A 16,159-nucleotide genomic window follows, 5' to 3' on the forward strand; every position below is an offset into this window, starting at 1 on the left:
GGCCCTTCATCAAGATCAACTCTTGGCCGCGCATTGCGCGCCTCCAATGCCGCCGAACACCGGTGGCAGTGGTCAGCGGGCGGACGGGCCGGTCGAGTCGAGGCTCATGACGGCCGCGTGCAGGGACGTCCGGACGTCCGCCGATTCGAGGCTGACGCCGAGGACGCGCTCGATCGCCGCGAGCCGCTGGTACAGGCTCTGGCGCGACAGGTGCGCGGCGGCGGCCGCCTCGGACTTGTTGCCGCCGTGCGCGACATAGGCGCGCAGCGTCTCCAGCAGGTTCGTGCCGTGCCGGTTGTCGTGGTCGAGCAGCGGCCCGAGGGTGCGCTCGACGAACGCCTGCAACCGGGGGTCGTCGCCGAGGATGTAGAGCAGGCCGCGCAGCTGGATGTCGGGGAGTTCGTAGTAGGGGCGGTGGTGCCCGGTCCCCGGCGGCGGGGCCGCGTCGGCGACCTGGTGGGCCTCGGCGAACGAGCGCCGGACCTCGGCCAGGTCGCGGGCCGTCGTCCCGGCCGCGACCGTCGCGGGGCGGCCGAGCCGCTCGTGCACGCCCCGCGCGAACCGGTCCAGCACCCCGGGGCGCCCCGCCGGGCCCGGCAGCGCCAGCAGCGCCCCGACGCGCCGCCCGTCGAGCGCCCCGACCAGCGCCCGCGCCCCGGCGGCGCGGGCCGCCGCCGCGACGGGCTCGGCGGCCAGCGGCCCGGCCGCGAGCGGGCCGACCGGCTCGTCCGGCCCGTGCTCGGGCTCGACGATGACCGCGACCAGCGCGCTCTGGTCGATCGGGACGCCGAGCGCGGCGGTGCGCGCCGCGATGTCCTGCGGTGAGGCGTAGCGGCCGTCGATGATGTCCGACAGCGTCGAGCGGTGCGCCTGCCGCTCCAGGCTCTCCCGGTTGCGCTCCAGCAGCCGGTTCAGGGTGAGCGCCGTCGCGCCGCGCTCCAGCACCAGCAGCTGGATCTGGGACGGCTCGCCGGACGGCAGCAGCACCAGCCGCCCCCACGCCTCGCCGCGCGCCTCCACGTCGGTGACCGCCCAGCGCTCGTCGCCGCAGACCGCCGTCCGGCCGTCGGCGCGGGCCATCCGGGAGCGGGCCTCCCAGTTGCGCAGCAGGTCGTCCACCGGCATGTCGGCCGCCGCGTGCGCGACGACGCGGTGCATGAGGTCCTCGAAGATCACCGGGCAGCCGGCCAGGTCCGCGACCTCGGCGACGATCTCCGCCGGGGACGCGCCCCGGACGCACAGCGCCGTGAACCGCTCGTGCGCCCGCTCGGACGCGCGCAGCACCTCGAACTGCTGCTCGACGATCCAGGTGTGGATCGCCTCGGTGATCCGGACGAAGCGCACCTCGCGGTGCAGCGCGACCAGGGGCAGGTTGCCGCGTTCCATCGCCTGGACGAGCGGCGGCGGCAACCGCCGGAACCGGCGCCCGAGCTCCACCACCAGCCCGGCGGCGCCCGCCTCGACCAGCCCGGCGGCGTAGCGGCGCAGCTCGTCGTCGCCGTCGGGCAGCCCGATGCCGGTGGACAGGATCAGCTCGCCGCCGAGCAGCAGCCCGGCGATGTCGGGGATCTCGCCGACGTGCACCCACCGGACCCGCCGGTCCAGGTGCTCGCCCCCGGCGAGGACCTCGGGCCGCCCGACCCGCAGCGCGGGCAGCTCCAGCGCCTCGGCGACGGTCGGCAGCGCCACCCGGACGAGCGGGCCGTCGCCCTCGTCACCCATCCGTGCTCCCTCCGCCTGTCCGCGATCTCCGAAGAACCTGGTCAGGTCCATTGTCGGTGAACAAAGTGTCAGCGGAGAACACCGAGCGTGGGCAGTCTGCTCGTTGTCCCGGCGGCCCCCGGTGCGCACACTCGGTGTCACCGCCGGGGACACCCCGCGCGGGCGCCGAACCGCCACCCGCCACCGACGAGCCGCGGAGCCCGCCGACCGCGCGGGTCCTCACCGCCATGTGGGGTGTCTGGTTGCACGCGGACGGTGGGCGCGGTACGGCTGGTATCCGACCTTCGTGCCCGTCGTGTCGCCCGCCCCGGCGGCCGGCCCTCCACCGGCGCGGGCCGTCGCCGCCGGCCGCCCGCCGACCTCCACCCGTTCCTAGGGAGTGCCATGTCGATGACCGCCATCAGCGCGCCGGGGATCCCCGCCTTCACCTCGCTCGACCCGGCGGGTCCCGTATGAGCCGGGCGGAGGGCGCCCGCCACCCGCTGCGCCTCGTGCGGGCGAGCCGCGTCATCACCATGGACGGCGCGTCCGACTCCAGGGGCGGCGTCGACGCGTTCGTGACCCTGGGCGAGCGCGTCATCGCGGTGGGCGACGCCGGCGACCTGCGCGGCCGGTTCCCGGAGGCCGAGACGGTCGACCTGGGCGGCGGCGTGGTCGTGCCCGGGTTCAACGACGCGCACGCCCACCCGTCGCTGCTGGCCGACGGCGGCCTCTACATGGACCTCGCGCCCGCGGTGACGCGCAGCGCCGAGGACGTGCGGCGGGCGCTGGCCGAGCGCGCCGCACGCACGCCGGACGGCGGGTGGGTCGTCGGCCACAACTTCGACGTCTCCCGCACCGAGGACGGCGGCGCGGTCGACCGCGCCCTCCTGGACCGGGTCTCCGCCCGCCACCCCGTGCTGATCATCCACTACTCCTACCACGGCGCGGTCGCCAACTCCGCCGCGCTCGCCGCCGCCGGATACGACGAGCACACCCCCGACCCCGTGGGCGGCGAGCTGGTCCGCGACGGCGGGCGGCTGACCGGCGTCGTCTGGGAGCGGGCCTGGATGGAGGGGTTCCTCGGGCACGGCTCGCGGCCGCCGCTCGTCCCCGCCCCGACGACGGAGGCGCGGGTCGGGTCGCTGCGGCGGGTGATCGGGGAGATGAACGCGGCGGGCATCACCTCGATCTGCGACGCGATGGTCCACCCGCACGACTGGAAGCTGTACCAGACCGCCCGCGACCAGGGCGTGCTCACCGCCCGCGTCGGCATGCTGCTCTGGTACGAGTTCTTCGACCCGGCCCCGGGCCCGGCCACCGGTTTCGGCGACGAGTGGCTGCGGTTCACCGGCGTGAAGATGATGAGCGACGGCGCGGTCTCCGGCGGCACCTGCCTGTGCTCGCGTCCCTACCGGGGCGCCCGGGGCGAGCCGACCGGCGGCATCCAGGTCATGCCGGACGAGGAGATCACCGACGTGGTCCACCGGGTGCACGCGGCGGGCGCCAGGCTCGCCGTCCACGCCAACGGCGACCTCGCCATCGCCAAGGTGCTGGACGCGATGGAACGCGCCACCGCCGCGACGCCGCCGCGTCCCGGCCAGGCGCACCGCATCGAGCACTGCTCGGTGGTGGACGGGCGGCTCGTGCGGCGCATCCGGGACCTCGGCGTGATCCCCGTCCCCTTCGGCGCCTTCGTCCGCTACCACGGGCGCAACCTGCTCGACCACTACGGCCCCGAGCGCGCGGCGCGGATCAGCCCGCACCGCACGTTCCGGGAGGCGGGGATCACCGTGGCGGGTTCGTCCGACCACCCGTGCGGCCCGCCCGAGCCGCTGTACGCGCTCCAGTCGCTGACGACCCGCCGCAGCCTGGACGGCACCGTCCTCGGCGAGGAGGAGCGGCTGACCCCCTACGAGGCGCTGGAGGTCTACACGGTCGGGTCGGCCGCCGCGTCCGGCGAGGAGCATGTCAAGGGCCGTATCGCGCCCGGCTACCTGGCCGACTTCACCGTGCTCGCCGAGGACCCGCTGCGCGCCGACCCCGAGCGCCTGGCCGAGGTGCCCGTGACGGGCACGTGGGTCGGCGGCCGTCCGGTCTGGGGCGGCTGACCCGTTCGGTCCGGCGCGCACGGCGGACCGGGGGCACGGGCCGTCCGTCCGGCGTCCAGCTCATCGCCCCGCATCACGGTGAACGCGGCCTCCTTTCCTCGCCGCCGCCCTGGCGGCCCGGGGAAACTGAGTTCGCGATAATCGCCTGCATTAGCGGCCGATCCGGCAATTGGGGTGTCGATCGGCAACAATCGCTGCTATCTGTTAATCAGCGTCACTTTCTGGCGGCTTCCGGGGACGAGGGCGATGGCGGCAGGCGGTTCGGCGGGCGAGCGGGGGCGGCGGGCGCGCGAGCAGGCGCTGGAGTTGGCGCGGCGCTCGCGCGAGGCGTACGCGGTGGCGGCGCGGTGGGAGGCCGGTGCCGAGGCCGAGCGGGTGGTCGCGGCCTCGCTCGTCAGCCTGACCGCCGTCGGCTGGCGGTTACTGGTGGACCGGCACTGGCCCGGCACCCGCGCCGCGAACATCGACATGATCCTCATCGGGCCGGGCGGCGTGTTCGTCATCGACGTCAAGCGCTGGCGCGAGCCCCCGGCCGTCGCCGACGACCACCTGACCACCGGCGGCGAGAACCGGGACGGCGAGGTCGCCAAGCTGCTGGCGATGACGCGGACGGCCGACGAGCAGGTCGCCTCGCTCGGGATGTCGCCGGTCGCGCTGCGCCCGCTGATGGTGTTCGCGGGGCACCGCATCGACGCGCGCCTCGGCCGGGTGCGCCTGCTGGGCCATCCCGATCTCGTCCACGCGCTGGTCGCCGAGCCGAAACGGCTGACCCCGGCCCTCGTGGGCATTGTCGGCGACCATCTGGCCCAGGTGTTCCCGGCCTACGATTCCGCCGCGCTCAAGGAGGACGCCGCCGCCGCGCCCGCCGCGCCCGTGGAAATCGAGGGCGGCGCCCTTTTCCAGACCGAGGACGTCGAGAAGGCGGCGATGGAATCGCTGCTGCACGCGCCGATCGAGCAGTGGATGACCTTTCTCGACCCCGACCAGGTGGGCCTCGCGCGCCGCGACTGGAGCGGCCCGGCGCGCATCACCGGCCCGGCCGGAACGGGGAAGACCGTCGTCGGGCTGCACCGCGCCGCCCATCTCGCCGGACGCTCCTCGGGCCGCATCCTCTACGTCACGTTCGTCAACAATCTGCCGCGCGTACAGAAGAACCTCTTCGCCCGGATGGCCTCCACGTTCCTCGACCGCGTCGAATTCCGCAGCCTGCACGGCTGGGCGTCGGCGTTCCTCGCCGAACGCGGCGCCGGCCTGACGTTGAACCCGCCGCGCGCCGACGACGCGTTCTCGCGCGCCTGGTTGACGGTCGGCCGCGACAGCGCGCTCGCCGAGATCGACCCGAGCCCCGGCTACTGGCGCGAGGAGATCGACCACGTCATCAAGGGGCGCGGGCTGACCTCCCTGGAGGAGTACCGCACGGTCGCCAGGCACGGGCGGCGCACCGCGCTCCAGCCCGCGCACCGCGAGGCCGCCTGGCTGCTCTACGAGGAATACGAGATGCTGCGCGAAGCGCGCGGCGTCGGCGACTTCAACGACGTGCTGCTCGCGGCCCTGGAGGAACTGCGCGAAAGGCCCGCCGACCCGCCCTATTCCGCCGTGATCGTGGACGAGGTGCAGGATCTCACGCTCATCGGCGTCCGGCTGCTGCACGCCCTTTCCGGCGACGGCCCGAACGGCCTGCTGCTCATCGGCGACGGGCAGCAGGCGGTCTATCCGGGCGGATTCCGGCTCGCGGACGCCGGGATCGCCGTGAAGGGCCGGGGCGCCGTGCTGCGCACCAACTACCGCAACGCCGCGCGCATTCTCGAAGCGGCGATGGAGGTCGTCTCCGACGACCCCTTCGACGACCTGGACGGCCCCAACCCGAACGGCCGCCGCGCCGTCGATCTCACCTATCACGAGGGCGAGGTGCTCCGGGTCGACGCGGCCGGCGCGGAGGAGCACGACCGCCGCCTCGTCGAGGCGATCAGGGCGCTTCCCGAGCGCGACGGGGGCGGCGCCACCGCGCTCGCGGACTCGGTCGTGCTGTGCCGCTCGCGCCGCGAGATCGAGCAGTACCACCGCCTGTTCGCCCGCGAGGGGATCCCCGTCCTGCGCCTGGAGAGCTACGACGGGCGCCCGGTCGAGGCGATCAAACTCGGCACCTACCGCCGCGCCAAGGGCCTGGAATTCAAGAACGTCTTCCTGCCGCACCACGACCACGACCTTTCGCCCGGTCTGGAAAAGGGCGCGGGCGCCGCCGAGGGGGAACGCGCGGAACTGGCCCGGCGGCAGTTGTTCGTCGCGATGACCCGGGCCCGCGACCTGCTCTGGCTCGGTTCCGCCGACAAGATCCACGAACCCGGGCGAACGGCGGACAACACGGAGCTATAGTGCACGGCGATAGGGGTTGGCCGAAACAGCGGTTCCCGGCAACCCGCGAGCGAGAGGCAGGATTCCCGACATGTCGGACGCCCCGCAGGGACGACGCCCCGACCAGCAGGAACGGCTCGACCAGACCGATCTCCAGACCGACCGGCCGCATTCGGCGCGCGTCTACGACTACATCATGGGCGGCAAGGACAACTTCGTCGCCGACCGGGAGACCGCCGCGACCGTCCTGGCCGACTGGCCGGGCCTGCGCACCTCGATGCTCGCCAACCGCGCCTGCATGCACCGCATGGCCCGCCACCTCGCCGACCTGGGGATACGGCAGTTCATCGACGTCGGCACCGGCATCCCGTCCTCGCCGAACCTGCACGAGGTGGTGCAGGAGGCGGCACCCGACGCGCGCGTCGTCTACGTCGACAACGACCCGATCGTCCTGGCCCATGCCCGGGCCCTGCTGGTCGGCTCACCCGAGGGCCGGACCGCCTACATCCAGGCCGACATGCGCTCGCCTGGAACGCTCCTGGAGGACCCGGCGCTCGCCGCGACCCTCGACCTGACCCGCCCGGTCGCGCTCACGCTGATCGCCGTCCTCCAGTTCGTGGAGGACGCGCAGTCGCTGGTGGAGGCGCTCGTCGAGCCGCTCCCGTCTGGCAGCTACCTCGCGCTCACCATCCCCACCGGCGACCTCGCGCCCGAGTCCGCGCACCTCGCCGGCGAGTACACCCGCCGGGGCATCCCCATGTACCTGCGCGACCGCGCGCAGGTGGAACGGCTGATCACCGGACTGGAACCGCTGGAGCCGGGTGTCGTCCCGATGCCGCGCTGGCACCCCGCCCCGGGCGAGGAGATCCTCCCCGACACCGCCACCAACATGTACGCCGTCGCCGCCCGCAAGCCGTAGCCGATGTGCGCCCGGGGCGCTTCCGGGCATGAAGGCATCGCGGTCACTGGAACAGCCGAAACGCGGGAGAGCTCCGACATGCGCGGCAACGGCATTACCCCCTCGCAGATCCCCGGGCCGTCCACGGAGGGCGACGGCGCGCAGGCCATCCTCGACGCGGGCGGGCTGCACACCTACCAGCTCGGCCTGCATGCCGAGTACGGGCCGGTGGTGCGCTTCCCCCTGCCCGGCGCGGGCCTGGCGGTCTCGATCGCCGACCCGGTGCTGCTGGAGGCCACCGCCAAGATCAACAAACGGCCGGAGAAGCTGTTCGAGTTCCTCGCCCCGCTCCAGGAGTCGGGCAACCTCCAGACGCTCCCGGCCGACGAGCACGGCCCGTGGCGCCGGGTGATGCTGTCGGTGCTGGCCGGACGCCCCTCCCACGAGGCCCACTTCGCGCACTTCACCGCGCTCGCGACCGACCTGGCCGACGCCTGGCAGGCCCGCGCCGCCTCCGGGCCTGCTTCCGGTGGGGGGACGACCCCCCACACCCCCCAAAACAGCACCGTGACCTCCCAGAAGGACCTGAGCGAACTCTCCCTGCGCATGATCTGCCGGTACGCGCTGGGCAGCGGCCTGACCCCCGAGGAGTCCGCACGGGTCGTCGCCGCGTTCGAGGCCGTCCTCACCGAGCACCTGGGCCGCCTCTACCAGCCCGACGCCCCCGACACCTCGGACGAAGCGGAGGAGGGCCTCGCCTACCTGCGCGCCACCGTCGACCGGGTCCTCGCGGCCCACCGCGAGAGCACCGGGCGCAGCGACATGATCGCCGCACTGGCCGAGTCGGGCGCGTCCCCCGCACGGATCCGCGACTCGGTGCTGATGGCCATGCTCGCCGCCCACCACACGACCGGCGTCGCGATCTCCTGGGTGCTGTACACGCTGTCCCAGCACCCGGACGCGGCCGCGCGCGTCGCCGCCGAACTCGACGAGGTCCTCGGGGACCGCGCCGCCCCCGACTACGCCGACCTGAGGAGGCTGACGTACCTGGACAGGGTCCTCAGGGAGACGATGCGCCTCTACCCGCCGGGCCCCTACGGCGCCCGCGAGGCCACCGAGGACATCACGGTCGGCGACTACGAGATCCCGGCCGGGACGACCATCTTCTACCCCTTCTGGGCCGTTCACATGAACCCCCGCTACTGGCCCGACCCGCACGTCTTCGACCCCGACCGGTTCACCCCGGAGGCGTCGGCGGGCCGCCCCCGGCTCGCCTACATCCCGTTCGGGATCGGCCCCCGTAGCTGCGAGGGCGCCGCGCTCGCGATGGTCGAGGCGGAACTCGTCCTCGCCGTCCTGCTGAAGCGTTTCGAGTTCCGCCTCACCCCAGGCCGGCCGGTGACCCCCACAGAACGCTTCGTCCTATGGGCGGCCAACGACATTCACCTGGACATCACCCTCCGCGAATGACCCCGAGGAACGGTGCCCTCGCGCTTATCGGCTGAAGACGGCCGGGCGGACCCCACCGCCGGTGCGGGCGCCGTCCTGGTGCCCGAAGAGGGACGGGCCGCCCGCCGCTCCGGCCGGTTCCGTTGTTCCCGGTCCCCCGTCCGAGGGACCCGGGGTGTTTCTGGAGTACACACTGCCGGAAGCGTCGTCGCCGTTTCTTCGTCACCCCGCGAAGAACGCGCGGGCGGTCCCTGTGAGACCTCACAGGGGGCGGGACGCGTCCGCATGAGGCCAGGGGCGCGGGTCATCCGCGCGGCCACGGCACGCGAACAAGGGGGTGACGGCGCGTTCGCGCCGCAGGGGGGAAGCGCCATGGGGGACCTGTTCAAGCTGCTGGAAAGCCGGATCTGCGCCAACGCCCGGCGCTCGGTGGAGGTCTACGCGCGCGAGGTGCCCGAGTTCCGCGCCGTGGCCGCCACGGGGCCGCAGCGGGACGCGCTGGTCGAGTTCGCGGTGCTGCTGCGGCGCCGGACCGTCGAGCTGGCCGCCGACGAGCGGCCCCTCGGCGGCGACGACCTGGCGCGCATCGTCGCCGCCGGACGCGAGCGCGCCCTGGCGGGCATGTCGCTGGCGTCCCATGACCACGTCCTCGGCCTGCACTCCGCCCTGGCGGTGCAGGAGCTGCACGAGGCGGCCGGGCCGGGGGAGGCGGACGCGCTCATGCGGCTCCTCGGCTGGCTCGGCCCCCAGGGCACGGCGGCCAAGGACGCCTACACCCACGGGTTCCTGGACGGGCAGGGCAACGTCCTGACGTTCACCCACCGCGTCCAGCAGCTCGCCACGGCCCTGCTGGGCGGCGACCCCGTCGCCGCGGGGCTGGCCGAGGTCCTCGGCATGACGCTCGCCCCCCGCTACACGGTGACGGTCGTCCGGATCGCCGAACGCGGCGCCCCGCCGCCCGCCGGGGAGCGCGAGCGGATCGTCGGCGCCCTCACCGCCGAGCGCCCGGTGCCGCTGCGGTGGCGCGAGCCGCTGGAACTCGTCGCGCTCGTGCCCGGCGACAGCGCCCAGGCACGCGTCCGGCGGCGCGCCCTCGACCTCGCCCGCGCGGTGGCGTCCGCGGTCGGCCGGCCCTGCGCCGTCGGGGCGTCGAGCGCGAACCGGCACGCGCTGCCCGACGCGCTGGCCATGGCCCGGCGGATCAGCGCGGCCGCGCCGCTGCGCGCCGTCCCGCGCGAGGTCAGCACGCTGCAGGACGTCTTCGTCGAGCTGGGCGCGGGCCGGTTGCCCGAGGTCGAGCGCTGGCTGCGCCAGGTGGCCCAGCAGCTCGCCCGCGGGCCCGACCTGGTCGCCACCCTGGACGCCTACTACCGGCACGACATGAACCGGCTGGCCACCGCGTCCCACCTGCACATCCACCCCCGCACCGTCGACTACCGGCTGCACCGGGCCCGCGAGCTGACCGGCATCGCGCCCGCCACCGCGCACGGCGTGCGCGTGCTGACCGCCGCGGTGGCGCGCGTCCTCGCCGTCAGCGCGTGATGGCCTCGATGATCCGGGGCCGCAGCTCGGCGGCGCCGATCACGGCGTCGACCGAGCCGACCTCGACCGCGCGCCGGATGTCGTGGATGCGGTCGAACTCGGCGGCCACCTCGTTGAGCTTCTCCGTCCGCACCGACGAGCGCAGCTCGTCCAGCTCGGCGGTCAGCGACGCCCGGTCGGCGCCCGAGGCGGCCGTCACGCGGGCCTCCAGGTCGCGGACGCGGGGGTCGGCGGCCGTGCGGGCGTTGACCTCACCGGCGAACACCGCCGCGGCGGCGGGCGCGCCGCCGAGCACGGACGCGAACGAGCCCTCCAGCGCGAGCACCGTCATGTTCGGGTTCAGCGCCTTGGAGAACACCACGAACGCGCCGCCGTGGTACCGCGAGATCACGCAGAACACGATGGGCCCGCGGAAGTTCACGATCGCGCGGCCGATCTCGGCGCCGTACTCCAGCTGGAGCTTGCGCATCGACTCCGGCGACCCGTCGAAGCCCGACAGGTTCGCCAGCACCACCAGCGGACGGTTCCCGCTGGCCGCGTTGATCGCGCGGGCGGCCTTCTTCGACGACTGCGGGAACAGCGTGCCCGCGGTGTAGCTGTCGGGGCCGTTGGTGGGCGGGAACCCGCGCCGGGGCACCGCCTGCGACTCGATGCCGAGCAGGCACGCGGGCCGCCCGCCGAGGTGGACGTCCTGGACGACCGCCGTCTCGGCGTCGGCCATGCCCGCCCAGCGCTCCAGCACCGGGTGGTCCTGGTCCGACAGCGCCCGCATGACGGTCCGGATGTCGAACGGCTTCTTGCGGTCCGGGTTGGCCTCGGCGGAGAAGATCTCCCCGACCGTGGCGAAGTCGCTGCCCGCCACCGTGTGCGGGAAGGACGACACGTCCCGGTCGACCGGGTCGGTCGTGCTCGCCCGGCGCGGCCCGTCCTCGCCCGGCGCGACGTAGGTGTGGTCGTAGTGCGCCATCAGCACGTCGCGCGCGGCGGCCAGGTTCGGCGCCCAGTACTGCGCCTGCCCGTTCGGGCCCATCACCCGGTCGTAGCCGCCGATGCCGAAGTTGTCCTCGGCCGACACGCCGCCGGAGAAGTCGAGCGCCTGCTTGCCGGTCAGCACCATCGCCGAGTCCGGTGTCATCACGAGGATGCCCTTGGTGTGCATGAGCATCGTCGCCTCGGCGTTCCAGTACGGCTGGGCGCCGACGTTGATGCCCGCGACGACGATGTTGATCTCGCCGCCGTCCTGGGTGAACTCGACGATCCGCTTGAGCGCGGCGGCGACCCAGTCCATGTTCTCGGTGCCCGACTCCATCGAGACCCGGGCGCCCGACGACAGCGCGTACCACTCCAGCGGCACCCGCATCCGCTCCGCGAGGTCCAGCGCGGCGATCACGCGGCGGCACTCCGGCTCCGACAGCGCGCCGAGCGACTTGGTCGGGTCGCCGAGCAGCACGACCCGGCTGACGCCCTGCGGGTGCAGCGCGGTCCGCGTGGTGACGACGCCCGCGACCATCGCGGCGGTGTTGCGCCCCTTCGGGCGGTCGACCGGCACCAGCGCGTGCGCGTCGTCGAGGTCGTGCTCGACGAAGTCGCCGAGCAGGCCCGTCAGCTCGTAGGGGTAGACGGTGCCCCGGCTGCTCGCGCGCAGCACCTTCTGCCGGTAGCCGTCGATCGGCTCGACCGGCGCGTCGGACGGCTCGCCGATGTGCAGTTCGCTGCGTCCGGCCGCGTCGAAGGTGACCCGGACGGCGATCTTGCGCAGCGCGCCGGTCGCCTCGTCGCGGCGCCGGGCGATGAACAGCATCTCCTCCAGGCCCGCGCCCGCCGCCGTCGGCAGTACGCGGCCGGCGATCATCTCCAGCTCGGCGCGGGTCATGGGGCTCGGCGGCCAGACGTAGATCACGATCCGGTTGGTGGGGAACAGCTTCTTGGACGGCCGCCGCGACCGCGCCCGGCGGATCGAGTCCAGGCACGCGGCGATCGTGTCCTCCGCGGTCGGCAGCGCGACCAGCCTGCCGTCCAGGTCGCGCAGCTCGGTCAGGTCGCGGACCTGCGCGAACGCCACCAGCCTGTCATCGGAGGGGTTGCCCCGCGCCACCGCCCGGAAGAGGTAGACCTCCTCGTCGGAGGACGGCAGCCGGGTCAGGTCGAACTCGCTGAGCCGCTCCAGCTGCATCCGGTGCGCGATGTAGGGGTGCAGGCCGCGGATCAGCCGCTCCTCGGCCATCCCGCCCTCGGACGGCCGGAACGTGAAGTGGTGGTGCATGACCGCGCCGCCGGAGCCCGCGACGGTCGCGGTCACCCGCCGGACCCGCTCGGGCAGCGGGTGGGCGTCGATGACCTCCTGGAGCGCCTCGGCCATCGCGCCGAAGTCCTCCGGCTGCCGCTCCCAGGCGAGGTAGATGTCGGCGTCGAGGTCGTCCTCGCCGCGCGCCAGCTCGGCGAGGCCGTCCAGCGCGCCGCCCAGCGCCTCGAAGCCCACCGCCGCCGACACCACCGACGAGCCCGCGCGCTCGGCGACGACGAACGTGCAGCCCGCGGCCTCGCGGGTGCGGACGCCGGTGATCCCCTTGTTGCCGTAGTAGCGGCGGGTCAACACCTCCAGCAGGATCGAGTTGTCCCGCCCGTCGCGGCCGAGCCGCTGGCCGAGCAGCCGCACGAGCGGCTCGGTGCTGCGGACCATCTCGGCGATGCGCTCGCCGCGCTCCGGCGCGTCCGGGTTGGCGTCCAGGTGCCGCAGGTGCTTGCGGACCTCCGCGTAGACGCGGGCGCGGTTGCGGCGCAGCAGCGGCTGCGCGAACCAGGCGAACACCACGCCGCGCGCGAGGTCGCACACGGCGGGGAAGCGCACCTGCGTCGCCGCGACCAGCCGCTCCAGCGCGAGGCCCACGTCCTCGCGCAGCGTCAGGTCGGGCGGCGGCTCCCGCAGCCACGTCCGCAGCAGCGCCAGGATCACCGCGGTGTCGGCGGCCGCGCGCTGCTGGGACAGGAAGATCCGGAAGACCGCCGCGTCCAGCTCGGGCGAGCGCTCCAGCTCGGTGACGCCGTAGTGGCCGAGGGCCTTGGCGAGCTTGGCCTGGAACGCCTCGGGCAGCCCGGCCCGCTCGACGTCCAGGCTCTGGAGGTAGGTGTGGAAGTACTCGCGGGCGCTGTGGACGTGGCCGCCGTCGGTGCCGTCGCCCTGCTCGGGGCGGTCGCGGCTCAGCTCGGCGAGGTCGGCGAACACCTCGACCAGGCGCAGCTCACCGGCGAGCGGCTGGTGGCCCTCCCGCTCGGCCGCCTGCCGCGCGCCCAGGTAGTCGTCCAGGACGCGGCGCTCGTCATGCGGGTCGACGTCGAAGCCCAGCAGCAGGCTGCGCAGGTCCTCCTGGCCGCGGACGGCGCGGGTCCGCGCCGGGACCGCGCCGGGCGCGGCGGGCAGGTCCAGCTCGACGGCGTCGCCGTCCGCGGAGCCCTCCTCCCGCGCGCCGTCGGCGAGCGGCTCCAGCCGCAGCAGCGGCGCGCCGGTCTCCACCTGGCTCCCGACGGACACGACGCATTCCTTCAGCCGCGCCCGGAACGGCGCCCGCAGCACCGTCTCCATCTTCATGCTCTCCAGCACCAGCACCGGCGCGCCCGCCTCGACCTCGTCGCCCGCCTTCAGCGGGGTCGCGACGACCAGCGCGGGCGCGGGGGAGCGGACGACGCCGCCCTCGTCCCGGCTGACGCGGTGCGCCACGCCGTCCACCTCGACGAGGTGGATCGGCCCGTGCGTGCCGGTGAGCAGCCGGTACCGGACGCCGTTGACGGCGATCTGCCCGGTGTGCCTGCTGAAGCGGTCGAGCTCGACGTCGGCGGTGCGGACGTCCTCGCCCACCTCGAAGCCGACCCGGAACCGGTGCGCGCCGACCCGCGCGACCCGCAGCCGGTAGCCGACGCCGCGCAGCTTGAGGTCCAGCGGGCGGCCGCTCTCGTGCCGCGCCTGCGGGCGCCCGCCGAACGCCGTGGACAGCAGCCGCTGCCGCTCGGCGCGCTCCTCCTCCTCGTAGGCCTCGATGGCGGCGGCGGCCAGCGCGACCGCCGAGTGGCGGTGCGAGACCAGCCCGCCCTCGCCGCGCACCCGGTCGATCCAGCCGGTGTCGGCGCTGCCGTCGATCACCTCGGGCCGGTCGAGCAGGTCCAGCACGAAGCTCTTGTTCGTCGCGCCGCCCTCGATGATCACGGTGGTCTCGGTCATCGCGCGGCGCAGCCGGCCGAGCGCCTCGTCCCGGTCGCGGCCGTAGGCGATGATCTTGGCGATCATCGAGTCGAAGTCGGCGGGGATCGTGTCGCCCTCGCGGACTCCGGTGTCGACCCGGACGCCGGGCCCGGCGGGCAGGTCGAGCCGCGCGATCCGGCCGGGGGAGGGGGCGAAGTCGCGGTCGGGGTCCTCGGCGTTCAGCCGCGCCTCGACGGCGTGCCCGCGCTCGACCGGCGGCGCGCCGTCGAGCCGTCCGCCGGAGGCCACGTGCAGCTGGGCCTTGACCAGGTCGAACCCGGTGGTGGACTCGGTGATCGGGTGCTCGACCTGGAGCCGGGTGTTGACCTCCAGGAACGCGAACAGCCGCTCGCCCGGGTGGTAGAGGAACTCCACGGTCGCCGCGCCCCGGTAGCCGACCTTGAGGGCCAGCCGCTCGGCGGAGGACTTCAGCTCGGCCGCCTGCTCGGCGCTCAGCACCGGCGAGGCCGACTCCTCGATGACCTTCTGGTTGCGCCGCTGCACGGAGCAGTCGCGGACGCCGAGCGCCCACGCCGTGCCCTGCCCGTCGGCGATCACCTGCACCTCGACGTGCCGCGCGCCGGTGACCAGCCGCTCCAGGAACACGATGCCGCTGCCGAACGCCCGCGCGGCCTCCTGGCCGGTGCGCTCGTAGGCGTCCTCCAGCTCGGCCGGGTTCGTGACGACGCGGATGCCGCGCCCGCCGCCGCCCGCCGTCGCCTTCAGCATCAGCGGGTAGCCGATCTCCGCCGCCGACGCCAGGGCGTCCTCCAGCGTCTCGACGGCCCCCCGGCTCCACGGCGCGACCGGGACCCCGACCTCCTCGGCGATCAGCTTCGCGCCGATCTTGTCGCCGAGCTTGCGCATGGCCTCCGGGCTCGGGCCGACGAAGGTCACCCCGACGCGCTCGCACAGCTCCGCGAAGGCCGGGTCCTCCGCGACGAAGCCCCAGCCGACCCACGCCGCGTCCGCGCCGGTCTCCACCAGCGCGCGCTCCAGCACCTTCAGGTCGAGATACGGGCGCGCGGACGCGGGGCCGAGATCATAGGACCGGTCGGCCTCCCGCACGAACGCCGCCGCGCGGTCGACGTCGGTGTGCAGGGCGACGGTCTCGATCCGGGTCCCGGTCTCCGCGGCGAGGTCCCGCACGGCGTGGATGAGCCGCATCGCGGCCTCACCACGGTTGACGATGGCGACACGACTGAACACCGTCCGAACCCTCCTCTGGACCACCGATGTGCGCGCCGTGGACATGGTCGGCCCCCGGCCATGCTCACCCTTCCGCCTCCGGGGCGGCAGCGCCATGCCGCTGACAGGGCAGGCTGGGCGCCCCCAATTTGTGGGAAACATCCAAAAGCCGCCGCCCACCTGCGCACCCCCCGAGCATGCACGGCCCTGGCAGTGGCAGGCTTGTCCCTGCCTAAAGCCGCGGCTCTGACCAGGCGAAACGCCCGCTTGACAAGGGGTTTCGGGGGTTCGGGCAAGGTGGGCCAAGGGTGGCCGCCGCGCACGGGGCCCGCCCGCCGGAGCCCTGCGCGCACGAACCGTCGCGGACCGTGCCCGGCGTGCGTCCGCCGCGTTCCGCGCCGCCGGGACCCGGGGGCGGCGCGCGCACTCCGACGCTGGCGGGCGGAAGTTTTTCGCGCCGGTGGGCATAACCGCTGAGCTATCCCCTTGAATGGTCGAACAGGACCCATCCGCGCCATCGGAAATGCCGCCTCAGCTTGCCCTTGCGCAAACGTTGCCGATTGCCGCCGGGACGCTGGTCAGGTATCAACGAATTTGGGATGCCGCGGGCTGGTCCGGTCGCTGAACTGCGCTGGTCTATTACGCTGCGAATCGGCGGCGCCGGATCGGCACTTGCCCGCTATT

7 protein-coding genes are annotated in these 16,159 nt (G+C 74.2%); 5 read left to right on the forward strand and 2 right to left on the reverse strand.

Annotation, left to right across the window (positions count from 1 at the left end):
• Positions 1-72: 72 nt before the first annotated feature.
• A complete protein-coding gene (locus GNZ18_RS17995; RefSeq protein WP_156217675.1) occupies positions 73-1,722 on the reverse strand; it encodes a PucR family transcriptional regulator in 1,650 nt (549 codons plus the stop codon).
• A gap of 452 nt (positions 1,723-2,174) precedes the next feature.
• Here GNZ18_RS17995 and GNZ18_RS18000 point away from each other — a divergent pair, with 452 nt between their 5' ends.
• The 5 genes from GNZ18_RS18000 (at position 2,175) to GNZ18_RS18020 (ending at position 10,053) form a co-directional block, all read left to right on the forward strand.
• Complete coding sequence (locus tag GNZ18_RS18000) at positions 2,175-3,812, forward strand: amidohydrolase (RefSeq protein WP_156217676.1); 1,638 nt, start codon at positions 2,175-2,177, stop codon at positions 3,810-3,812.
• Positions 3,813-4,058: 246 nt separating this feature from the next.
• Positions 4,059-6,185 (forward strand): nuclease-related domain-containing DEAD/DEAH box helicase, encoded by a 2,127-nt coding sequence (locus GNZ18_RS18005; RefSeq protein ID WP_156217677.1) that lies wholly within the window; start codon positions 4,059-4,061, stop codon positions 6,183-6,185.
• Positions 6,186-6,255: 70 nt separating this feature from the next.
• Positions 6,256-7,083, forward strand: coding sequence for an SAM-dependent methyltransferase (locus GNZ18_RS18010; RefSeq protein WP_156217678.1), 828 nt, complete (start codon positions 6,256-6,258; stop codon positions 7,081-7,083).
• A 78-nt stretch (positions 7,084-7,161) separates the two neighbouring features.
• Positions 7,162-8,532 carry a cytochrome P450 gene (locus GNZ18_RS18015; protein ID WP_156217679.1) on the forward strand — a complete coding sequence of 457 codons (1,371 nt, stop codon included), beginning with the start codon at positions 7,162-7,164 and terminating at the stop codon, positions 8,530-8,532.
• Between the two features lie 351 nt (positions 8,533-8,883).
• Positions 8,884-10,053, forward strand: coding sequence for a PucR family transcriptional regulator (locus GNZ18_RS18020; protein WP_156217680.1), 1,170 nt, complete (start codon positions 8,884-8,886; stop codon positions 10,051-10,053).
• Here the strand turns inward: GNZ18_RS18020 and GNZ18_RS18025 are convergent.
• On the reverse strand, positions 10,043-15,496 hold the full coding sequence (locus GNZ18_RS18025; RefSeq protein ID WP_312874590.1) for an ATP-binding protein: 5,454 nt from the start codon (positions 15,494-15,496) through the stop codon (positions 10,043-10,045). The two genes, GNZ18_RS18020 and GNZ18_RS18025, sit on opposite strands and share 11 nt — an antisense overlap.
• Between the last annotated feature and the right edge of the window lie 663 nt (positions 15,497-16,159).

It is taken from the genome of Actinomadura litoris, assembly GCF_009733595.1.
Classification (GTDB): Bacteria; Actinomycetota; Actinomycetes; order Streptosporangiales; family Streptosporangiaceae; genus Spirillospora; species Spirillospora litoris.